A 23906-nucleotide genomic window follows, 5' to 3' on the forward strand; every position below is an offset into this window, starting at 1 on the left:
GATTAAGCAAAGGTAAGTCGGAAAACGGTTTCAACATTAGGAACAGAACGTACCTGAATACCTCCTCCGTGAAGTTGCATCACCCTTTTGGAAAGACTTAGTCCAATACCCGTGCCTTCGCTTTTGGTGGTAAAAAAAGGAACAAATATTTCGTCCATTACCTCGGGGGGTATCCCAGGACCGTTGTCCTTAATATCAATATATTTTGAGCCGTTTTCATCGACTCCAGCAACCATTTGCACTTTTCCACCGCTGGTGGACTCAACAGATTGCAGTCCGTTTTTCGCCAAATTGATCAACACTTGGGAAATTTGCTTTTCATCAATATAAAACTCCAGATCCTCTGGGTGGCAAAGTATATTGAACTCGCTTTCTCCTTCAAGCAGCCGGGCGGACATGAGCACATCTATCTTTTCCAGCAAGTCCTTTCCTTTCACAAGGGTTTTGTTCGGGTCCGGTACGTGCAATAGGCTTCGGTAAGATTGCACAAAATCCATTAGATCTCCACCCTGTTCTTTGATGACTTCCAATCCTTTCAACGTATTTTTTATCTGGCTTTCCTCCAGCTCTTCCATTGGGGTGATTTTGCCTCCTTTTCGGTAGTATTTAATAATGGAATCCGATATGGAAGCAATGGGGGTAATGGTATTCATAATTTCATGCGTAAGCACACGGATGAGGCGTACCCAAGACTCGGTTTCTTTTTCGTCCAGTTCCTTATGGATGTCTTGGACCACCACTAGCAGTAAAGATTGGCCGTCCAACCTTAAAGGGGTGGACTTTAGGGCCAATTGTGTTTGTTCGCGCTCATTGGACAATTGGAACAACTTGCGTTGAAAAGGCCGAAAGTCTTTAAAGATTTCGTACAGATTTTCATCCACTTGCTTTAACTGTTTGATGTGGTTCAAGGGAGTATAATCCAACAACTGCTCTAAAGTGGGATTGGCGAAAAGAATATGCCCCTTCTCATTGTAGGTCATGATGCCGATACTGGCCTGTTTCAAAATTTCTTGATAGTACTGCTCCCGTATCTGGAGTTGCATGTGGACTTCTTGGATAAGGCCATTTACACGGTTTAGGCTCTTGTTCAGTTCTTTAAAAGATTCAATCGTAACACCTTCTGGAAAGCGTAGGGTAAAATCCTCATTTTTAATGGCATCAAAAAAGTATGAGATTTTTCTATTGGTCCGATTTATAAAAGTAATCAGAGAAAATACTTGGACCACCATTAAAATGGCACAAAACCCCGATGTAAAATACCATTTATAGGCCAGTGAAAAGACCATTACAATGGCTGTTAGGGTGAGGAGAACTACCCGGACAATAAGCTGAATATAAAAGTTTCTGCTTGCCATCAGTCGTTCTTTTTCTTCAACTTGTTATAAAGCGTTTGTCTGGAAATGCCCAATTGTTCGGCCGCGGCACTGTAATTGCCCTCATTTTGTTCCAAAGCCCTAAGTATCATTTGTTGCTCCATTTCGTTGAGGGTCATGGGTTCGCTGTCAAAAGACTGCATGGGTTTGGCATGCAACAGAAAATCGGAGGGTTTTAAAACATTGCCATCAGAAAGGATAACGGCCCGTTCCATGGTATGCTGCAACTCCCTAATATTGCCCGGCCACGGGTATTCCATCAGTTTTTCCTGTGCCAACTGATTGATTCGCAAGCCGCTCTTATCATATTTATGGGCAAATTTTTTGAGGAAAAAATCCGCCAGCACCAGAATGTCTTCATCCCGTTCCCTTAGCGGAGGCACTTCAATATGGATGGTGTTGATGCGGTACAGGAGATCTTCCCGAAACAATCCATCCGCGACCATTTGCTCCAAATTGCAATTGGTGGCACATATTAACCGAATATCTACATCAATGGATTTATTGGAACCCACCCGAACTACGGATTTGTTTTGGATGGAAGACAATAATTTGGCCTGCATTTGAAGCGAAAGATTCCCGATTTCATCCAAAAACAGGCTGCCTTGATGTGCGGCCTCAAACTTCCCGGCCCTATCTTCTTTGGCATCGGTAAAGGCCCCTTTGGCGTGTCCAAAAAGCTCGCTTTCAAACAAGTTTTCGGCGATGGAACCCATGTCTACCCCTATAAAAACCTCATTTTTTCGAGTTGATAATCGATGCAGCTCCCGGGCAATCAATTCTTTTCCGGTACCATTTTCTCCTGTGATGAGGACGTTAACATCGGTTTTGGCCACTTTGGCCACGAGGTTCAGAACAGAAGTCAATGCCTTGGACTGGCCAATGATATAATTTCGTCCTTCGTTGATGACCTGCTTTAGGTTGTTCTCTTTTTTCTTGAGGTTGTGTATTTCTTGTTTTGATTTTCTCAGCTCGTAGGCCGATTTCACCGTGGTCATCAACCGTTCGTTGTTCCAAGGCTTCAGCACAAAGTCGGATGCCCCTTGCTTGAGGGCCTTGACCGCTAAATCCACGGCACCGTATGCCGTCATCATGATCACCGAGGTATTGGGCGATCTCTTTTTAATCTCGTTGAGCCAATATAATCCTTCGTTGCCCGTGTTTACCCCAGCGGAAAAGTTCATGTCCAAGAGCACAATGTCAATATCATGTAAGTTAGGAAAAGAGGAAATCTGGTTGGGATTAAAAATGGTTTGGACGCTTTTGTACTCAAACTGCAAAAGAATTTCCAAAGCACTCAACACGCTCTTGTTGTCGTCAACCACTAAAATTTTGGCATCAACCATAGGGCTTTTAGGTTCATATTGAAAGCTAAAGCTACTAATTGCTTTGATATGTTTTATATAACTGTAAAATATTTGGACATTTTTTGTACAAAATTTTTACACTTACTTATTGATAATTGTTCGTTTTTGATTGTAAATACCTGATAATCAGATTAAATTTATTTTGGCACAAGAATAGACAGTAATTTGGCACAGGATAAAACTATGAGCCTAAAAACATACATTACAACTTTATTATTATTTGCATCCTTGATCGGGTTTTCGCAGGAAGTTTGGACGCTGGAGGAGTGTGTGGATTATGCCATTGAACACAATCTTCAGGTTAAGAATACGTCTTTTGGCAACGAATCCAGCAGGGAATCTTATAGACAGTCCATCAGGGATCTATTGCCGACTGTAAGTGGTTCCACCAATTATACCATTAGATATGGTAGGTCCGCCGACCCACAAACCAACGATTATGTGAACACGGATTTCTTCAGTAACAATTATTCGCTCAATGCCAATTTGGACCTGTTCCGTGGTTTTCAAAAATTGAATACCATAAGAGCCTCCAAATTTATTTATAAGGCAACCCAAGAAGATATTCTGCAAGAAAAGTTCTTATTGGCCTTTAGGGTAATGAGTGCTTTCTACGACATCAAATTTTACGAAGGTTTAGTGGCCAACTCCTTGGAGCAACTGGAAATTTCCCAAGGAAACTACGATTTGGTTGAAAAACAGGTGGAACTTGGGTTAATGGCGGGTGCCGATCTTTATGAAGCGGAATCCAATCTTTTGGGCGACAAACTTTTATTGACCCAGAACAGAAACCTGCTTACCAATGCCAAATTGATATTGATACAGGAAATGAATTTAACCGAAGCTTCGGATATAAAACTACAGGAAAACCTGGAACAAGCCTCGGTGAACGAAACTGTTGCTTTGGACTCCCTGTACCAATCTGCAAGAGGATTTGTGCCTTTGGTAAAATCGCAAGAGTATAGGGTAACAGCGGCCAAAAAGCAGTTACAGGCTACAAGGGGAACCCTATTTCCCTCTTTATCGCTTGTTGCAGGGTATGGGACCAGCTATTTTGAGACCAATGTGGATGAAAACGGCAATGTTATCCCGTTTAAAACACAGTTCAACGACAACTCTTCAAAATTTGTGGGCGCACAATTGAACATCCCCATAAGCAACGGATGGGCGAACCACTCTCAAGTAAAACAGCAAAAAATTGCCTATATGCAGGCCAAGAACAACTTGGAGATCCAGGAGCAGGAACTCTTTAAGCTATTGCAGCAATTGGTTCAGGATAATCGGGCACTAATTGCAGAATATGAACAAAGCACCAAAAAGGTAGAAGCCCAGCAACTGGCCTTCACCATAGCCCAAAAAAGATATGAGAAAGGACTGATCAATGCATTGGAGCTTTTTCAGGCAAAGAACCTGTACGGTGTTGCACAGAACGAGAATTTGCAGGCAGGTCTAAGATTAAAAGTCAACCAAAGCACCATAGATTTTTATAGCGGGCTGCCCATTTTTAATATCAACTAAAAACAACCATGGATATACAATTAGAAAAAAAGAAAGGACTTAAACTAAAACACTACGGCTATATCGCATTGGGGATATTGCTCTTGTTTGTTGGCTATAAATTGATTTTTGCCAGTTCCATGTCCACCTTTAGAACAGAAAAGGAACGTCTGTCCATTGCCACCGTAACCAATGGTAAGTTCGATGATTATATTACCATAAATGGTAATGTTGCCCCTATTGCCACAATTTATATGGATGCCTACGAAGGAGGACGTGTTTCCGAAAAGTTGATTGAGGAAGGGTCCATGGTAAAAAAAGGGGACATTATCCTAAAACTGGAAAACATGGCCCTGTACGAGCAGATTTTGGCCAGCGAAAGCAACTTGGCATTAAAGCAAAACGACCTGCGCTCCACCAAACTCACCTTCGATTCCAGGCAGGTCGAAGGCAGAAAATCTTTGGCCACCGCACAATACGATGTTCAAAGATTGAAACGTGCATACGAGCAAAACAAGGAATTGTACGAGGAGGAATTGGTTTCCAAGGAAGTATTTCTAAAATCCAAAGAAGATTATCAATTGGCCGAAAAGCAGTTGGAGATTGTAAAATTACAAACGGAACAAGATGATGAACTTCGGGAGACCTCCCTAAAAGGACTGGACACCGACCTAGAGCGCATGCAAAAAACGCTTTCCATGGTTTACGAACGTTTGGATCACCTTAATGTGCGGGCCCCTGCGGACGGACAATTGGGATTTTTGGACGCAGAAATTGGCCAGAATATTTCACAGGGACAACGTATAGGACAAATTAATGTGCTTACCGATTTTAAGATTGAAGCAGATATTGACGAGCATTATATTGATCGTGTAAAAAGAGACCTTTCCGCAACCTTGGAACGTAACGGCAACGAGTACAAACTTCGTTTGCGCAAGGTGTATCCAGAGGTTAGGAACGGTAGGTTCCGTGTGGATTTGGTTTTTGTGGATGACAGACCGGAAACCATACGTGCCGGACAGAGCTATAACATACGGTTGCAGTTGGGCGAATCCAATGATGCTTTATTGTTGCCAAAAGGAGGGTTCTTCCAGAGCACTGGCGGACAATGGGTATTTGTGATAAACCCCGATGGAAACGAAGCCATCAAGCGAAATGTGCGATTGGGAAAACAAAATTCCAGATACTACGAGGTCCTAGAAGGGCTTCAACCAGGGGAACAGGTCATTACCAGCAACTACGACAGTTTTGGTGATGCAGAACGGATTGTGTTAAAGTAATCCGTGGAAATGTAACAATCATCAAAAACGAACAGTCTTTATAATAAAACAAAAAACAACCATCAAAAAATGATAAAGATAACAGACCTTAAAAAAAGTTTCCGAACGGAGGAGGTAGAGACCTTGGCCTTGAACGGAGTAAACCTAAAAGTGGAAGAAGGTGAGTTTGTGGCGATCATGGGTCCGTCCGGATGCGGAAAATCCACTTTGCTGAACATCATCGGGATGCTGGACAACCCAACCGAGGGTAGCTACAATTTTGCAGGGCACGAAGTGGGCGGACTAAAGGAAAGCCAACGCACCCAGCTTAGAAAAGGGAACCTTGGTTTTGTGTTCCAAAGTTTCAACCTGATCGACGAACTCACAGTGTTTGAAAATGTGGAACTTCCCTTGATCTATCTTAAAATGAACAAGGCAGAACGCAAGGAAAAAGTGCTAAAGGTATTGGAACGGATGAAGATTGCGCACAGGGAAAAACACTTTCCGCAGCAGCTTTCCGGGGGGCAACAGCAAAGAGTGGCCATTGCCCGTGCCGTGGTTACCAACCCAAAACTGATCTTGGCGGATGAGCCTACGGGTAATCTGGATTCCAAAAACGGTATCGAGGTAATGAACCTGTTAACGGAACTGAACCAAGAGGGCACCACCATTGTTATGGTAACGCACTCCGATCGCGATTCGCATTACGCGCACAGGGTCATTAACCTTTTCGATGGCCAAATTGTGACCGAAAGCCAGAACAAGCCAATGAAAAGCATGGTATAGGAGTTTGTTCACTTGCCCTGAGCGAGTTTATGCTGAGCGTAGTCGAAGTAATGGGTCAATCAAAAAACAATCAAATCAATCACATGTTCAAAAATCACTTAAATATTGCTTGGAGGACCATCAAAAAAGATAAACTCTTTACGTTTATCAAAATAGGTGGTTTTGCCGTAGGTATAGCCGCCTGCCTATTAATTGCGTTATTTATTCGTAACGAGGTCAGCTACGACCAGCACTATGCCAAGAAAAATCAAATTTACAGAGTAGTTTTTCAGGGAGAGATCCAAGGGGAGGTCATGAAAAGCACGCATTTTCAGCTGCCTTTTGCCGATGCGCTTCAATCCGATTTTCCCGAAATAATCAAAGCGGGAAAAGTAAACACCATAGAGATATTTGGTGCCGGCAAACGCGGGTTTAGGTTAACAGGAAAAAAGGAGAACACCTTTGAGGAGAACTTTATTCTTGCCGATCAAGAAGCATTCGATATTTTGGAAATACAATTGGAGCAGGGCGACCCTGCAACAGCTTTAACGGAACCCAAAAGCATTGTTATTTCCAAATCCAAGGCCGAAAAGTACTTTCCTAATGGCAATGTTTTGGAGCAAACCATATTTTTGGACAACGACACCTCAACCCCGTATACCGTAACAGGGGTAATGGAGGATGTACCCGAGAGCTCCCATCTTGATTTCGATTTCCTTCTTCCCATTGAAGATACCAACCAGAGCTGGACCAACCAGAATTATTTTACCTACGTCTTGGTAAATCCCAATACCAATATTCAAGAGTTGGAGCAAAAAATGACTTTGATCGTTGAAAAATATATCATCCCGGCACAAATAAAGCGGGGGCGATCGGCCAGTTTTATAGACGTGTTGCGAACAGCGGAGTACAAATTGCAGCCCGTAACGGACATCTATTTAAAATCGGACCTAAAAATGCAGGATGGACTCAAGCATGGCGATGTTAAGTTTGTTTGGCTTTTTGCTGCCATTGCCATTTTTGTACTGCTCTTGGCCATTATCAATTTTATCAATCTTTCCACGGCTAAATCGGCCAATAGGGCCAAAGAGGTTGGGCTTAGAAAAACCATTGGGGCATTTAGGAACAATCTGGTAAACCAATTCCTAACAGAATCAGTGGTTTTTAGCGTTATCTCCTTTGTTCTGGGAGTTGTACTAGCTTGGGTGTTGTTACCTACTTTTAATGAAATTGCTTCCAAAAACATGGAGCTTCCCTGGTCCGCATGGTGGTTTGCCCCTATGTTGTTGGTGTCAGCTTTACTGGTCGGAGTTTTGGCAGGGTTATATCCAGCGTTCTATTTATCAGCTTTTAGACCTGCGAATGTCTTAAAAGGAAAGTTGAGTGTAGGAAGTAAAAGCGGAAGGTTAAGGAGCGGCTTGGTGGTTTTTCAATTCACAACTTCGGTGATTTTGATTATCGGGACTTTGATCATTTACCGTCAGATGGATTTTATCGTAAGCAAGGAATTGGGGTATGACAAAGAACGTGTTGTAGTGCTTGAAGGAACCAATATTCTGGGAAACAAAATAGAATCTTTTAAAGAACAGCTCGCGTCATTATCACAAGTAAAGAGTGTTACATCCACCAATTATTTGCCCATAGATGGTGGAAGCAGAAACGGAAACACCTTTAATGTAGATGGGCAAGATGATGGCGGAAGGGGTATTCCCGCCCAAATTTGGAGGGTGGATTACGATTATATGGAAACCTTGGGTATTCGATTGGAAAAAGGAAGAGGTTTCTCCAAAGAGTTTGCCTACGACTCCATCAATTCCATTATTATAAATACCAAAATGGCCTTGGAACTGGGTTTACAAGACCCAGTTGGGAAAAAATTGGACAATAACAGTCAAGTTTTTGAGGTTATAGGTGTCATAGAGGATTTTCACTTTAAATCCTTGAAAGAGGATATCTCTTCACTTTCGTTGGTCATAGGAGAGGATGTTGGTGCCGTTTCCGTAAAATTGGAAAAAGGAGACCCGACAGAAGCTTTGGCCTCCATTGAACAAGTTTGGAACAGAAATGTACCAAATCAGGCACTCAATTATTCTTTTCTGGAACAGGAGTTTGCCCAAATGCACGAAGACGTTCAACGCATGGGCAAAATATTCAACAGTTTTGCACTTTTTGCCATTCTTGTGGCCTGTTTGGGCCTGTTTGCACTTTCAGCCTTTATGGTGGAGCAGCGCAGAAAGGAAATAAGCATCAGGCGGGTTCTGGGCGCTCCCTTCAAAAACATTTACAAACTGCTCACACTCGACTTTTTAAAATTGATCATCATTTCTATATGTATTGCTATCCCTATTGGTTGGTATTTAATGAATAGATGGCTGGAAGGTTTTGCTTACCGCATCAGTATTGGCTGGGAAATATTTTTAACCGCAGGGCTCATAGCACTTGGTATTGCGATAGTTACCATCAGTTATCAATCTATTGGAGCTGCCTTGTTAAAACCTACCAAAGGTTTACGTTCGGAATAATCAATCAAAAACCCAAGAAATCATGTTCAAGAATTATCTAAAAATAGCCTGGAGGAACCTTATCAAGAACAAGGCCTATACCATTATCAATGTAGGGGGGCTTGCCCTAGGTATGGCCGTAGCCCTTATTATTGGTTTGTGGATTACGGACGAATTGAGCCATAACAGCTATTTTGTCAATAAAGAGCGAATAGCACAGGTTTTTCAATCGCAGACCATGAATGGGGAAACAGGGACCGGACCCGCTATTCCCCGCCCGTTGGAAAAAGCTTTCAGGGATGGGTATATGGACAATTTCAAGCATTTGGTAATGTCCTCATGGAACACTTCGCAATATCTTAAATACAAGGAGACCAGTATATCGAGGAGCGGGAATTTTATGCAGCGTGAGGCCCCCGAGATGTTGGAAATCAATATCCTAAAAGGAGAAAAGGACGGGATTCGGGAAATCAATTCCATTATGTTGAACGAATCGACAGCCAATGCCCTTTTTGGCGGTGAAGACCCTATTGGAAAGACCATAGAGGTCAATAGTCAATACGACATGATGGTATCAGCAGTTTATGAGGACATACCCTTCAACAATTCGTTCAACGATACTGAGTTTATTATGCCTTGGGATAAATATGTTTCCATAAATGAATGGATTAAAAATGCTGAAGATCAGTGGGGTAATAACTCCTTTCAAATGTTTGTACAAATAGCGGACAACACAACCATGGAATCCGTTACCTCAAAAATCATAAAGGTAAAACAAGAGCTTAACGAAAACTCAAGAGAGTTCAACACGGAATTGTTCTTGTTGCCGATGGAAGATTGGCATTTACGATCGCGCTTTGAAAACGGTAAACAGGTGGGCGGTAGAATCAAATACGTATGGCTATTTGGGATTATCGGGGCTTTTGTACTGTTGCTGGCCTGTATAAACTTTATGAACTTGAGCACGGCCCGTTCTGAAAAGAGGGCAAAAGAAGTTGGTATTAGAAAGTCCATTGGTTCGCAACGCGGCCAACTCATCAATCAATTTTTGGGAGAATCCTTTTTAGTGGTTTTATTTGCCTATGCACTGTCCATCTTTATTGTAGTCCTATCCTTGAGCGGGTTCAATGATCTAGCTAGAAAGGAAATCGACTTCCCTTGGTCGTCTATAGGTTTTTGGCTTGCCTCATTGACCTTTATTTTGTTTACAGCACTTTTGGCGGGCAGCTATCCGGCACTTTACTTATCTTCATTTAGACCGGTAGATGTTTTAAAGGGCACCTTTAAATCAGGAAAACATTCAGGCCTGCCTCGTAAGATATTGGTGGTGGTACAATTTACGGTTTCAGTGGCCTTTATTATAGGAACGGTAATCGTGATGCAACAAATCAACCATGCCAAAAACAGACCTGTGGGTTACGATAAAGAAGGCTTGGTACAAGTGCCGACCATGAGTCAAGATTTTACCGGAAAGTTTGAATTGATGCGGGAAGAATTTATCAATTCGGGAGCGGTCATCGAAATGTCGACCTCCAGTAGCCCAACAACAAATATATGGTCCAACCGTAGTGGTTGGACATGGGAAGGCAAACCCGAAGGTTTTCAAGAAGACCTGGCTTGGACCGAAGTATCCCCGGAATATGCCAAAAGTCTCAATTTAAAGATTGTGGCCGGAAGAAATTTTTCGCGGGACTTTGCTTCCGATTCAACGGCCGTACTTCTTAATGAAACAGCCGTAAAATATATGGGACTCAAAGACCCCATTGGGAAACTCCTTATAGATGAGGATGCTGAAAATCCAAGTGATCCCTTGAAAATCGTTGGAGTGGTTCAGGATATGATTGCCCAATCTCCATATGAGCCCGTTAAACAAGGCATGTATGTATTCGATAGATATGGTAACGGCTCCTATTACAATATGAGATTGAACCCAGAGCAAAGTGCGAGCCAGAATATCGCTGTCATCGAAAAAGTTTTCAAAGAGCATTTTCCAAGCATTCCTTTTCAATACGACTTTGTGGACGATGAATATGGTGAAAAATTTGCCGCCGAAGAACGCATTGGTCAATTATCGGGAATTTTTACGGCTCTTGCCATTCTGATCAGTTGTTTGGGGCTGTTTGGCTTGACTTCCTTTGTGGCGGAACAGCGAACCAAGGAAATAGGGGTGCGTAAGGTTTTAGGGGCTTCGGTGTTCAATGTATGGAATATGTTGTCCAAGGATTTTTTGAAACTCGTCATTATCTCTTGCTTCATTGCAGTGCCCATCGCCTATTATGTGATGAACGGTTGGTTACAGGAGTATCCGTACCGTGTGATTTTGAAATGGTGGATTTTTGCCCTGGCTATGATCGGCGCTATGGCAGTGACCATTTTGACAGTTAGTTTTCAGGCAATTAGAGCTGCCAAATCCAACCCTGCACGAAGTTTGAGAACGGAATAGATCAACCTGTACTGAACTCGTTTCAGTATCAAAAAACAACAATTATGTTTAAGAACAATATTAAAATAGCCTGGAGAAGCCTTAAAAAACAGCCATTCTTTACCTTCCTTAACATATTTGGATTAGCTATAGGAATGGCTGGTGGGCTTTTGCTGGGTCTTTACATTTATGACGAGTTGAGCTATGACAAAATGTTTGCGGACGTTGATAGAATTCATCGTATAAACGCCGATATAAAATTTGGTGGTGAGTTAAATACCCAGCCCGAAGTGTCCGCACCTATGGCCGAAGCCGTTTTGAATGACATTTCACAGGTTGAGGAAGTTACCCGATTTAGAAATACAGGGGCTGTACTGATCAAAAAGAACGGAGATGTCAATAGCTTTAAAGAGCCGCGGACAGCGTATGCAGAGACGAGCATGTTTAGTTTGTTGGGGTTAAAGTTATTGTATGGCGATACCTCTACAGCTTTGGACGAACCTAATACTGCAGTGATTTCCAAGAGCCTTGCCCAAAAACTTTTTTCTACCGAAAACGCCATTGGCCAAGTCATTGATGTAGAAGTTTATGGCAAGTATACAGTGTCCGGGGTGATTGAGGATCTTCCCAAAAATTCTTTTTTACAAAATAGAAATCTTTTTCTGTCCATGGTTGGATACCCAGATGCAAGTGCTGGTGCCTGGGGCAGCCATAATTATTACACTCTTGTTAAACTTAGGGAAGGCGTACAGCCCAATGATATTCACCAAGGCCTAAACGCTATGGTGGGGAAATATGTAATTCCCTATGTGCAACGCTATTTTCCAGGTATCACCTTAAAAGAATTTGAGGAAAGCGGCAACTATATAAAATATAGCACCATACCCTTGGCAGATATTCATTTATATTCAGATCGCAGTCCGGAGTTCAGTCCAAACGGTACAATTCAGAATATTTATGTTTTGGGAGCCATAGGAGTATTCTTGCTTGTTTTGGCCAGCATCAATTTTATGAACCTGTCCACGGCCCAATCTTTGAAAAGGGCGAAAGAAGTAGGGGTTAGAAAAACTTTGGGTTCGGATAGGTCTAGTCTCATCTGCCAATTTTTAACGGAATCGGGACTTATTTCATTTGGGTCTTTGGTGTTGGCTGTAGGCATCGCCTTTGCGGTTTTGCCTTTGTTTAATCAACTATCCGGAAAATCAATGGTGATTCCGTTTACCAATCCCGTCTTCTTGGTTATTTTGGTTGTAGCGACCGTTTTTTTAGGATTTTTTTCAGGGAGTTATCCAGCCCTTTTTATGTCGCGCTTTGTGCCTGTAAAAGTACTTAAGGGAGGCAGCGTACAAAGTTTGGGTGGGGGCAAGACCCGTAGTATTTTGGTCATCTTCCAGTTTGCTGTTTCGGTCTTGTTGATTATTTCCACCCTAGTAGTGTATCAACAAATAAGTTATATAAAAAGCAAGGACCTTGGTTACGCCAAGGACCAAGTTCTTGTAGTGGAGGACGTTTATCTTTTAGGGAATAAAAGGAAGGTCTTCAAGGAACAGGTAAAAGCCATACCCCAAACTAAACAAGCTACATTGAGTAGTTTTCTGCCCACCCCGTCCAGCCGGAATGACAATTCATTTTTATTGAACGAGAACCGAAGCCAAGAAAGAGCCGTCCAAATGCAGGAGTGGCAGGCAGATTTTGACTATGTCAATACGATGGGACTAGAACTGGTCGCAGGAAGGGATTTTGACTCTCGTTACGGTACGGACTCCATGGCAATCATTGTAAACGAAACTACTGTTAAAAAGATGAACAGTACCCTAAACGAGGTGTTGGGTAAAAAGCTGGTGGATATCAACCAAGGCAATGGAGAACTAATTTACACAATTATAGGTGTTGTTAAAGACTTTAATTTTGAGACACTTCATAGCGAAGTTGCAGCTTTGGGGATATTTCCCAGTGATAATGCGGGAAGGATGGCGGTTAAAATGGGCAATGGAAACCTGGATGGTACGTTAGCGCAAATTGAGCAGCTTTGGAAGCAAATGGCACCAGGTAAACCTTTTTCGTATTATTTTATGGACGACTCCTTTAATCAAAGCTACGATGCCGAACAGCGCTTGGGGCAAATCTTTATGATTTTCACCCTGCTTTCCATTTGTATTGCCTGTTTGGGCCTTTTTGGATTGGCAGCATTTAATGCCCAAAAAAGGGTTAAGGAGATTGGAGTACGAAAGGTTTTGGGGGCCAGTGTGAGCCAAATTACCTACCGTTTGTCGATGGATTTCTTAAAGCTGGTTTTTATTTCCATTGCTGTTGCGTTGCCCTTGGGCTGGTTTGTTATGAACAGGTGGTTGGAGGATTTTGCTTACAGGATTGATATCCCTTGGTGGTCCTTTCCGCTGGCGGCCATGATAGCCGTGATCATTGCAGTGCTTACGGTAAGTTATCAAAGTATAAAAGCTGCCATAGTAAATCCGGTGAAGAGTCTAAGAACAGAGTAGATCAACTTTACGCCACACAATCAAAAAAAAGAAAGACCATGTTCAAGAACTATCTAAAAATTGCTTGGAGAAACCTAGTCAAGAATATGCTCAGTTCTTTTATCAATGTTATTGGACTGTCCATTGGAATAAGTGCTTGCATGGTCATCCTGATTTTTGTTAGGTACGAATCAACTTTTGACGACTATCACTCGAAATCGGAAAATATATATAGAGTGGTACAACATAACAAGTTACCAGACCAGACCTTGTATTGGAACATTACTCCCTATCCTTTGGCAGAGGCACTTAGGAACGATTTTCCTGAAATTGAAACAGTAACCCAAACACAGGGTCCGGTAAGTCAGGAATTTAGTATTACCGAGGGGGCGGAGTTAAAAAGATTCGAAGAGCCAAGGGTTCTTTTTGTAGACCAATTCTATCCGAAAACATTCGATTTTGAATGGTTGTCTGGAAATCCTGATACCGCTTTGGACGGTATAAATTCCATAGTGCTTACTGAAGATATTGCAAAAAAGTACTTTGGTATTAGTGGCGGAGCTTACGAATCAATCTTGGGCAAGACAATACTTTTAAAAGGTAATGAACCCCTTACAGTTACCGGAATAATCAAAAATATCCCGGGGAACTCCAGCCAGCGTTTCGATATGCTAATTCCGTATGGGTTCTTCAAAACAAAAAATCCCGGTCTAGCACAAAACTGGTCAGGAAATCATCAAGGAACAACTTTTGTAGTCCTGCAAAATCCCGGTCTTTTAAAACAACTTGAATCCAAGATTGCATCATGGAAGAAGAAGTATCTCAAGCCCAAGGATGATAAGCGTATTTCATATTTTCTCCAACCCCTTACCGACATACATAACGAGACCCTTTACGGAAGTAGCCCTGGTGGATATATAATGCCTTCAAACATCCTTTACACCCTTTCTGTTGTAGCATTGTTCATTTTGGTCATAGCTATTGTAAACTTCATCAATTTGCTGACAGCGCAATCAACTTCACGATCCAAAGAGGTAGGTATACGCAAAGTTCTTGGTGGTAAACGGTTGGATCTCATATTCCAGTTTATCTTCGAAAACAGCTTGGTTATCCTTGGGTCTTTGGCCCTTTCTGTTGTGTTTCTGAACATTTTGTTATCGCAACTCAATGAAAATTTGTCCGTAATCGACCTTCAACTGGGATTGGATTTGAATCATATCGGTCTAATACTTGTAATTGGCATTTCAACCATTATTTTGGCCGCATTCTATCCAGCCTTGATTCTGTCCGCTTTTAAACCGATAAGGGCACTTAGGAACAAAGTTCAATTTTCAAAAAGGGACGGAGTAAGTGTACGTAAGTCTTTAGTTACTTTTCAATTCGTGATAGTACAACTTTTTGTAATATCAGCTATCGTTGTTTCATTGCAAATGAATTATTTCAAGAACGAACCTATGGGATTTTCGTCCGATGCCGTAGTGATGACCCCTGCCCCCGATTTTGGAAAATTGGAAGTTTATAGACAGTCACTGCTGGAGAACAATAATATTACCAACGTCACTATTGCTTCAGGGCCTCCCATGGCCGTGGACGGTCTTCAATTGGGAACAAGGTTCCGTTTGCCCGAACAATCTTCTGAAGAAGCTTTGGATGCTGAAGTAAAAATAGGGGATTCACACTATCTTGATTTTTATGAGCTGGAACTTTTGGCAGGTAGAAGCTTTACCACAAATAAGGAAGCTTTTGATGAATTTATTGTTAACGAGACTCTATTAAAACCTTTTGGTTGGAGCCCAGAAGAAGCAATTGGTAAAAGAATTCAGATTAATGAGGGGCCAGGTACCATTGTTGGGGTCGTTAAGGATTATCATAATAATTCTTTTCAAAGGGAAATAACACCTTGTATTATTATGAACTGGACATTTTTTCAAAATCAGGCGTTTATAAAAATTGGTAGCAACAAAGCGGAGACTATTGATAAGATAAAGGACATATGGAAGAACACGTTTACTGGTTCAACCTATAGTCTTAGTTTTTTGAATGATTCTATTGGGAAGGAATATGTTCTAGAACAACTTATTTTTAAGGGCTTTACCATACTTTCGATACTTGCGATATGCATAGGGTGTTTGGGGCTTTTGGGATTGATGTCCTTTATAGTATCCCGAAAGAAAAAGGAAATTGGAGTTCGAAAAGTTTTGGGGGCTGATGTATTACAGCTTTTTTCTTTTTTCACCAAAGAATTCATTGGCTTGATAGCATTGGCATTCTTTATAGCGGCACCTCTTGTATATTACTTTGGCAATTTGTGGCTTGAAACTTTTGCCTATCGTATTGATTTATCCGTTTGGATTTTTTTGAGTGGAGGATGCATAACATTAATCATTGCAATTTTTACTTGTAGCTTTCAATCGTTCCATGCGGCGACAGCCAATCCCGTAAAAAGTTTAAGAACCGAATAAAATCAGAACATGCTTTTACAACTCAACAACATATTCAAATGGGTCAACTCGGGTGGCCAGCGTATTTTTCTATTGAAAGACATCAATCTCGAAGTAGAGCAAGGAGAGTTCATATCCATTATGGGACCATCAGGTTCTGGAAAATCGACTTTGCTCAACGTTATCGGGATGCTGGATGGGTTTGATGAGGGCGAGTACAATTTTTTGGATGAATCCGTCCATTCGCTCAAAGAAAAGCACCGATCCAACCTGTACAAACAATACATTGGCTTTGTATTTCAATCCTATCACTTGTTGGATGAGCTTACGGTAAAGGAAAACCTGGAAATGCCGCTGATCTATAAAAAGATTAAAGGTTCGGAACGAAAGGCGATGGTAGCCGATATGCTGGACCGTTTTAACATTGTGGGCAAAAAGGACCTTTTTCCAGCTCAACTAAGCGGAGGACAACAGCAATTGGTAGGGGTGGCAAGAGCTTTGATCGCCAATCCAAAATTGATTTTGGCCGATGAGCCCACAGGCAATCTAAACTCCAAACAGGGAGAGGAAATCATGGAGCTGTTCAAGCAATTAAATGAAGAGGGGGTAACCATCATTCAAGTGACACACTCGGAAAAAAATGCGGAGTATGGTTCCAGAATCATCAATTTGTTGGACGGCAGGATGGTTTGACCGTTAAATCTCCCCTTAAGCTTTGCATCTATAACCAAAGAAACAAGTCCGCTTCGCTTTTAGAATCAAGAAACTAGACCTGATTAACCATTTGTGGCATTGGTGAAATTCGTGTCAAAAAGTTATAGGAAGTCGGGAGTCCGAAGTCCGAAGTTTTGGAATTTGTTGCTTGATGCCCAAAGTCGGGAGTCAGTTTGCAGTACGGAGTAAATCAACAATTTAGTCCAAAGTCTGGTGTCTTGGTTCTTGAAGTTGAGCTTATTTAGCCAAATCGGCAAGTTCTTTGCCCGCCAAACTGCCCAGGGCAACCCCCATTCCACCTAGACGCACCCCACAATAAATAGAGTTGGAAACTTGCTTGACAATAGGCGATTTTTGGGCGCCCACACCCATGATGCCGCTCCATCTACGTTCAATTTTAACGGGGTGGTTGGGCAAAATCATATTGCGGAGCAATGTTTCAAGCTTATCTTGAATGATTTGAGTTTCCCCAAACTCTGTGGTTTCCTCAGTCTTAAAATCGAGGTTTCTGCCCCCGCCAAATAAAATACGGTCATCAATATTTCTAAAATAATAATAACCCTCATCAAAATGGAATGTCCCTTTGATAGATAGATTTTTGATGGGTTCCGTAATCAAAACCTGAGCTCTTGCTGGTTTTACAGTTTCTGACTTCAGCAAAGAGGAAGCAAAACCATTAGTGGCAACGAACACTTTTTTGGATAAAAATTCGAAGTCTGAGGTTTTGATAGTCGCACATTCATTGGATTCAATTACCTCTTCGACCATAACCCCATTTAAAATAGGTATTTCCATGGACACGCACTTTTGGATCAGGGAACGCATCATCTTACCCGTATCCAGTTGCCCTTCCAACTGATGCGTGATATATTTTTCTTGAATATTGGCAAAGTTGAAGCAATTATTGCTGGTATCGAAAGGTTTTTGTCCGAATATGGGTTCCATCAAACTGTTTAGATATGGAATGGATTCCAAGCAATTTTTATAAAGCTGGGGTTTTTCCAAAGGAAAAAGTTCGTGACTTCCATGTAATTCAAAACCGATGGCTTCATCGCCCAATAGATTGCGTAATCTTTGAATCCCATCCCACCGCTTTTGGACGAGTTGCACCACTTCTTCCTCGGTATGATGGTCTAGATCCGATAAAATTTCCGAGACGCTCCCAAAACAGGCAAAACCGGCATTTTTGGTGCTTGCGCCTTGGGGCAGACTGCCTTTTTCCAAAATTAAAATGTGGCTATTGGGATATTTTTCCTTCAACCGGATAGCACAATTGATTCCTACTATACCACTGCCAACAATGGTAAAATCAACATTAGAAAACCAGCTTTTATGTTCCCAATAACTTAATTCCATAAAAGAAAACCCCGATATTATCGGGGTCTGTATTAATGATGGTCTTGATATTTTGGATCCATTTCAAAATCCTCCATAAATTTGGTGGTGTAATTACCTGCCAAATAATCTGGATGATCCATCAGTTGACGATGGAATGGAATGGTGGTTTTAACGCCCTCGATCACAAATTCGTCCAAGGCCCTTCTCATTTTGTTGATGGCCTCTTCCCTTGTTTGTGCTGTGGTTATCAACTTGGCAATCATGGAATCGTAATTCGGAGGAATCATGTAACCACTGTACACATGGGTGTCCAAACGAACACCATGTCCGCCAGGAGTATGAAGTGTTGTGATTTTCCCAGGGGAAGGCCTAAAGTCGTTATAGGGATCTTCTGCATTGATCCGGCACTCAATGGAATGCAATTTGGGATAATAGTTTTTTCCCGAGATCGGTACTCCACCAGCAACCAAAATTTGCTCACGGATCAAATCGTAATCCACCACCTGTTCTGTAATCGGATGCTCTACTTGGATACGGGTGTTCATTTCCATAAAGTAGAAATTTCGGTGTTTGTCCACCAAAAATTCAATGGTGCCCGCCCCTTCGTATTTTATGTATTCGGCTGCTTTTACGGCCGCTTTCCCCATATCTTCACGGAGTTTGTCCGTCATAAAAGGGGAAGGCGTTTCTTCGGTAAGCTTTTGGTGTCTACGCTGTACGGAACAATCCCTTTCGGACAAGTGACAGGCTTTGCCATACTGGTCGCCCACAATTTGGATTTCGATATGCCGGGGTTCTTCAATCAGCTTTTCCATGTACATGCCACCATTGCCAAAGGCAGCGGTTGCTTCGTTTACGGCACTGTTGAAATTTTTCTCCATTTGCTCCTCGGACCAAATGGCGCGCATTCCTTTACCACCACCACCGGCAGTAGCTTTGATCATTACCGGATAGCCCATTTTTTTGGCTTCTTTTCTGGCATGATCAACATCTTTTAATAAACCTTCGGAACCGGGAACCGTGGGAACACCTGCTTTTTTCATGGTTTCCTTGGCGGTTGCCTTATCTCCCATTTTCTCAATTTGCTCGCCCGAAGCACCGATGAATTTGATATCGTGCTCGGCACATATTTTGGAGAATTTGGCATTTTCGGAAAGGAATCCGTAACCAGGGTGAATGGCATCGGCGTTGGTGATTTCCGCTGCGGCTATAATATTTGGAATCTTTAAATAGGATTCGCTACTGGGCGCTGGCCCAATACAAACAGCTTCGTCGGCAAAGCGGACATGGAGGCTTTCCTCGTCGGCCTTGGAGTAAACGGCAACGGTCTTGATGCCCATTTCCTTACAGGTTCTTATAATCCGCAAGGCAATTTCACCCCTATTTGCAATCAATATTTTTTTAAACATAGAACACAATCTTAAATTCTGAATTCTAAATCTTAAATGGTTTTAGGTGACGAAACGCCCCCAAAATTTATCATTTAAAACTCACTACGATGGGTCTACCAAGAACAAAGGTTGGTCAAACTCAACAGGAGAGGAATCATCAACCAATATCTTAACTATTTTACCTGAAACCTCCGATTCAATATCGTTAAAAAGTTTCATTGCTTCGATCACACATAGAACATCTCCTTTATTGATGGAACTGCCAACCTCAACGAATGGCGGTTTGTCCGGGGATGGTTTTCTATAGAATGTTCCTATGATGGGCGATTTGATGGTTATGTATTTTGAGTCATCATCTCCTTTTTTAGAATCCGATGGTGCTGGCGACGCAGCTTCTTGGGTTGTTGCAGGTGCTTGCGCAGCTGGGGCAGCGGCGCTCGGGGCTTGGGCTACGGGTATTTGCTGAACAATGGTGGTCTCTGGTGTGCTGGAGCTAGTGCTTCCCGTTCGAATGGTAATCTTAATGTCCTCCATTTCCAGCTTCACCTCGCTGGCACCCGATTTGGCGACAAACTTGATTAAACTTTGAATTTCCTTAATGTCCATGGAATATAATTTAGTTAGTTGTGTGATTAAGAATTATAGGCCCACTTTAAGTAAATGGAACCCCATGTAAAACCACCACCAAAGGCGGCGAATATGATATTGTCTCCTTTTTTCAACTGCTTCTCGAAGTCATAGAGCAACAAGGGCAGTGTGGCGGATGTCGTGTTTCCGTATCTGTCAATGTTAATAAGAACCTTCTCGGCCTCAAGACCCATTCTGTTGGCCGTGGCATCAATAATACGTTTGTTGGCTTGGTGTGGCGCCAACCATTGTACATCGTCTTTTGTTAGGTTGTTCCGCTCCATGATCAAAGCTGAAACATCGGCCATGTTAGAGACAGCAAATTTAAAAACAGACTTCCCATCTTGAAAGACGTAGTGCTGTTTGTTTTTTACCGTTTCTTCTGATGCCGGCAAAATAGAACCTCCTGCATCAATCTTTAAGAACTGGCGGCCAATCCCATCCGAGCGCAAAAACTCATCTTGTAAACCTAAGCCTTCTTCATTGGGTTCAAAAAGAACCGCTCCAGCTCCATCCCCAAAAATAATACAAGTTGTTCTATCGGTATAATCTATTATGGACGACATCTTATCGGCCCCAATGACCAATACTTTTTTGTACCTGCCGGATTCTATATAACTGGCCGCGGTGGACATCCCGTACAAAAAACTGGAACATGCAGCTTGTAAATCGTAAGCAAAAGCGTTAACCGCACCAATTTCTGAAGCTACATAGGCCGCTGTGGAAGCAACAGGCATATCGGGGGTGGCGGTGGCAACGAGTACAAAATCTATTTCGGAAGCCTCAATGCCTCTTTTTTGAAGCAAATCTTCCGCAGCTTTGATGGCCATGAAAGATGTTCCCGCGTTCTCTTCTTTTAAGATTCTTCGTTCCTTGATCCCTGTTCTTGTGGTAATCCACTCATCGTTGGTGTCCACCATGGTTTCCAATACTTTATTGGAAAGAACAAAATCTGGAACATACCCTCCTACAGCTGTTATTGCTGCTGTTGTTTTTTTCATTTTAGCCTCTCTTTACTGTCAAAAAGATTGAAATTTGACCCAAAAGCGGTGAAAATTAGTCATTTTATATGACTTTATTGGTAAAATTAACCGTTTTTGGGTGTTAAGACGGGTCCATAAAAAAACTCCCGTCAAAAATTCAACGGGAGTTGCTTTATTACAAGGGATTTGCGGTTAGGCCGCAGTTTCCTCTTCTGTTTTGTCAATCAAAACCTGACCTCTGTAGTACAATTTGCCTTCGTGCCAGTGAGCTCTGTGGAACAAGTGCATTTCACCTGTAGTAGAGTCCTTGGCAATCGTTGGCGCAACTGCTTTGTAGTGGGTTCTTCTTTTGTCCCTTCTGGTTTTTGATGTTTTTCTTTTAGGATGTGCCATTATAAACCTATTTATCCGTTAGTAACTTTTTTAAATCGTCCCATCTGGGATCTGTTTTTTCTGATGATTTCGTATGCTCTTTTGGCTGTAATTCTTCCAGCTTGTCCAAGATGTCCGATTGCAACGTTCCGTCCTCAACTCCGGGATGAACCCTTTTTTGGGGAACGGCAAGCACTAACATTTCGTATATGTACTGTGCTATATTGAACTGGTGCTCTCCATGTGGTATGATCAAGATTTCATCGTCTTCATCGTTGTACTCTTCGCCAAACTTGACGACTAGTTTTAAACTGGAGTCGATAGGTTGGTCAAAAGGCTCGCCTGTCAAATCACAATCCACATTTATGGTACCCTTCGCTTCAATCTGAAGTTCCATCATGGTGCTCATTTTTTCCAAAACGGCACTTATTTGAACGGAAGCTCCGTTAAATTCTTGGTAGTCAAAAGATTCAAAGAACGCATCATCAATCTCGTACACAAATTTATGTTTCCCCAACTTCAGACCTGAAAAAGGGATAAAAAACTCTTTCAGCTTCATCATTTCTACACTTAAGGTTTGTGTACCAGCCTTTAAAGGCGGGTGCAAAGATACTACTAATTTACAAAACTGCAATTCTAGCTACAACAAATATCCAAAATGCAGTCAACTTTTTATCCCCCGCGCTTAATTTTCTGCTTTTGCAGGGGGTTTTTGGTCAATTCCAGATACTCCGTTCTGTTCTTGAACACTTGCATTGCGGTAAATACGGCTTCTTTAAAAGAACTCTCGTCCGCTTTGCCCTTTCCTGCGATTTCGTAAGCGGTTCCGTGGTCGGGAGATGTACGTACTTTGTTCAATCCTGCCGTATAATTTACTCCTTTTCCAAAGGAAAGGGTCTTAAAGGGAATAAGACCTTGATCGTGATAGGCCGCCAAGATGGCATCAAAATTCTGATGACTGTTGGAGCCAAAAAAACTATCTGCCGAATAAGGTCCGTATACCAAAGTGCCCTTGTTGAACAGTTCTTCTATGGTAGGTTTTAGAATTTTATCATCCTCTTCGCCAATGGTGCCACTGTCACCACTATGGGGATTAATTCCCAGCATGGCAATTTTGGGTCTGCGGATACCAAAATCCATTTTAAGGGATTTTTCCATGGTGGCGACCTTGTTCCGAATCAATTTGGGGGTAATGGCCTTGGCCACATCTTTTACGGCGATATGGTCGGTGAGCAATCCAACACGCAAGGAGTTCGTTACCATAAACATCAAGCTTTCACCCTCCAGTTCTTGGGCAAGGAAATCGGTATGGCCGGGAAATTTAAAATTTTCGGACTGTATATTGTTTTTGTTGATGGGTGCCGTGACCAAGACATCAATTTTGTCTTCTTTTAATGCAGAAACTGCAGCCCTCAGGGAGCGAATAGCAAAATCGCCTCCTTCTTTGGTGGCGTGACCGTATTCAATTTTCGGTGTTTCTTTCCATACATTCACAATATTGACCTTGCCTTCCAGAGCCTGGCCCGCATCCCGAACACCATTGAATTTGAGGTCAATCCCCAAATCTTTGATTTGTTGTGAAATGATTTTGTTCGATGCAAATATCACTGGGGTGCAAAACTCCAACATTCTTGGGTCTTCGAATGTTTTGAGCGCTACCTCGCACCCAATGCCGTTAATGTCCCCTATGGAAATCCCTAACTTTATTTTTTGATTTTCCTTCATAAAATGAATGCCGTTATGGCTACTTTTGCATTACAAATCTAGTCAATTAATAAGACACATGTTCACAGGGATTATAGAGACTTTGGGTAAGGTTGAAAAGCTGGAAAAAGAGGGCGGAAATCTACACATTACCGTTGCTTCCGATATTACTTCAGAATTAAAAATAGACCAAAGTGTATCGCACAATGGGGTATGTTTAACCGTGGTTTCTCTTGACGGCAACAACTATACGGTAACGGCCATTGAAGAAACCCTGAACAAAACCAACTTGAGCGATTTGGAATTGGGGGATGTAGTGAACTTGGAACGTGCCATGGTTTTGGGTGCCCGTTTGGACGGTCACATTGTTCAAGGGCACGTGGACCAAACCGCTACCTGCAAATCCATCGAGGAAAAAGACGGCAGTTGGATTTACACTTTTGAATACGACCCCAAACTCAATAATGTAACCATTGAAAAAGGCTCCATTACGGTGGATGGGGTGAGCTTGACCGTGGTTGACTCACAAAAAAATAGTTTCAGCGTAGCGATTATTCCCTACACCCACGAACACACCCGTTTCCATATCTACAAAGTGGGGACAACGGTAAACTTGGAGTTTGATGTGGTCGGGAAGTATGTTTCCAGGTTATTGGAGTTGAGGGGTTAATACCC

The 23906-nt window shown here is 42.1% G+C and carries 18 protein-coding genes; 9 read left to right on the forward strand and 9 right to left on the reverse strand.

All coding sequences use genetic code 11. The features are described from left to right. Positions 1-2: 2 nt before the first annotated feature. Together AC13CS_RS15660 and AC13CS_RS15665 are read right to left on the reverse strand one after the other, a co-directional pair. Positions 3-1355, reverse strand: a complete 1353-nt coding sequence (locus AC13CS_RS15660) for an ATP-binding protein (RefSeq protein ID WP_293166130.1) — start codon at positions 1353-1355, stop codon at positions 3-5. Further along, positions 1355-2719, reverse strand: a complete 1365-nt coding sequence (locus tag AC13CS_RS15665; protein WP_293166128.1) for a sigma-54-dependent transcriptional regulator — start codon at positions 2717-2719, stop codon at positions 1355-1357. Before AC13CS_RS15665 ends, AC13CS_RS15660 begins: the two co-directional genes overlap by 1 nt. Before the next feature lie 204 nt (positions 2720-2923). Here AC13CS_RS15665 and AC13CS_RS15670 point away from each other — a divergent pair, with 204 nt between their 5' ends. From AC13CS_RS15670 to AC13CS_RS15705, 8 genes are all read left to right on the forward strand, one after another. After that, positions 2924-4258 (forward strand): TolC family protein, encoded by a 1335-nt coding sequence (locus AC13CS_RS15670; RefSeq protein WP_293166126.1) that lies wholly within the window; start codon positions 2924-2926, stop codon positions 4256-4258. 8 nt (positions 4259-4266) lie between these two features. Beyond that, complete coding sequence (locus tag AC13CS_RS15675) at positions 4267-5517, forward strand: efflux RND transporter periplasmic adaptor subunit (RefSeq protein ID WP_293166124.1); 1251 nt, start codon at positions 4267-4269, stop codon at positions 5515-5517. A 69-nt stretch (positions 5518-5586) separates the two neighbouring features. Continuing rightward, a complete protein-coding gene (locus tag AC13CS_RS15680) occupies positions 5587-6282 on the forward strand; it encodes an ABC transporter ATP-binding protein (protein WP_163624374.1) in 696 nt (231 codons plus the stop codon). Positions 6283-6365: 83 nt separating this feature from the next. Further along, a complete protein-coding gene (locus tag AC13CS_RS15685) occupies positions 6366-8783 on the forward strand; it encodes an ABC transporter permease (protein ID WP_293166121.1) in 2418 nt (805 codons plus the stop codon). A gap of 22 nt (positions 8784-8805) precedes the next feature. Then, positions 8806-11205 (forward strand): ABC transporter permease, encoded by a 2400-nt coding sequence (locus AC13CS_RS15690; protein WP_293166119.1) that lies wholly within the window; start codon positions 8806-8808, stop codon positions 11203-11205. Between the two features lie 44 nt (positions 11206-11249). Next, positions 11250-13682 carry an ABC transporter permease gene (locus AC13CS_RS15695; RefSeq protein WP_293166117.1) on the forward strand — a complete coding sequence of 811 codons (2433 nt, stop codon included), beginning with the start codon at positions 11250-11252 and terminating at the stop codon, positions 13680-13682. 38 nt (positions 13683-13720) lie between these two features. Continuing rightward, complete coding sequence (locus AC13CS_RS15700) at positions 13721-16123, forward strand: ABC transporter permease (RefSeq protein ID WP_293166115.1); 2403 nt, start codon at positions 13721-13723, stop codon at positions 16121-16123. Positions 16124-16132: 9 nt separating this feature from the next. Continuing rightward, positions 16133-16795 (forward strand): ABC transporter ATP-binding protein, encoded by a 663-nt coding sequence (locus AC13CS_RS15705; protein WP_293166113.1) that lies wholly within the window; start codon positions 16133-16135, stop codon positions 16793-16795. Positions 16796-17053: 258 nt separating this feature from the next. Here AC13CS_RS15705 and AC13CS_RS15710 read toward each other — a convergent pair whose 3' ends face one another. The 7 genes from AC13CS_RS15710 to pdxA all read right to left on the reverse strand — a co-directional run bounded on the left by AC13CS_RS15710 (position 17054) and on the right by pdxA (position 23252). Then, the gene (locus AC13CS_RS15710; RefSeq protein WP_293166111.1) at positions 17054-18172 is read right to left on the reverse strand and encodes an NAD(P)/FAD-dependent oxidoreductase; all 1119 of its coding nucleotides are present in this window, start codon (positions 18170-18172) and stop codon (positions 17054-17056) included. Between the two features lie 32 nt (positions 18173-18204). After that, positions 18205-19563, reverse strand: a complete 1359-nt coding sequence (gene accC, locus AC13CS_RS15715; RefSeq protein WP_293166109.1) for an acetyl-CoA carboxylase biotin carboxylase subunit — start codon at positions 19561-19563, stop codon at positions 18205-18207. 84 nt (positions 19564-19647) lie between these two features. Further along, the gene (accB, locus tag AC13CS_RS15720; RefSeq protein WP_293166107.1) at positions 19648-20151 is read right to left on the reverse strand and encodes an acetyl-CoA carboxylase biotin carboxyl carrier protein; all 504 of its coding nucleotides are present in this window, start codon (positions 20149-20151) and stop codon (positions 19648-19650) included. Between the two features lie 26 nt (positions 20152-20177). Further along, a complete protein-coding gene (locus tag AC13CS_RS15725; protein WP_293166105.1) occupies positions 20178-21173 on the reverse strand; it encodes a beta-ketoacyl-ACP synthase III in 996 nt (331 codons plus the stop codon). Between the two features lie 174 nt (positions 21174-21347). Further along, positions 21348-21548 carry a 50S ribosomal protein L32 gene (gene rpmF / locus AC13CS_RS15730; protein ID WP_014032589.1) on the reverse strand — a complete coding sequence of 67 codons (201 nt, stop codon included), beginning with the start codon at positions 21546-21548 and terminating at the stop codon, positions 21348-21350. Between the two features lie 7 nt (positions 21549-21555). After that, positions 21556-22089: a DUF177 domain-containing protein gene (locus tag AC13CS_RS15735; protein WP_293166103.1), complete on the reverse strand. Its 534-nt coding sequence runs from the start codon at positions 22087-22089 to the stop codon at positions 21556-21558. Between the two features lie 110 nt (positions 22090-22199). Beyond that, the gene (gene pdxA / locus AC13CS_RS15740; RefSeq protein ID WP_293166101.1) at positions 22200-23252 is read right to left on the reverse strand and encodes a 4-hydroxythreonine-4-phosphate dehydrogenase PdxA; all 1053 of its coding nucleotides are present in this window, start codon (positions 23250-23252) and stop codon (positions 22200-22202) included. A 58-nt stretch (positions 23253-23310) separates the two neighbouring features. Here pdxA and AC13CS_RS15745 point away from each other — a divergent pair, with 58 nt between their 5' ends. Then, positions 23311-23901, forward strand: coding sequence for a riboflavin synthase (locus tag AC13CS_RS15745; RefSeq protein WP_293166099.1), 591 nt, complete (start codon positions 23311-23313; stop codon positions 23899-23901). The last annotated feature ends 5 nt before the right edge of the window (positions 23902-23906 follow it).

It is taken from the genome of Flagellimonas sp. B-3, assembly GCF_056857835.1.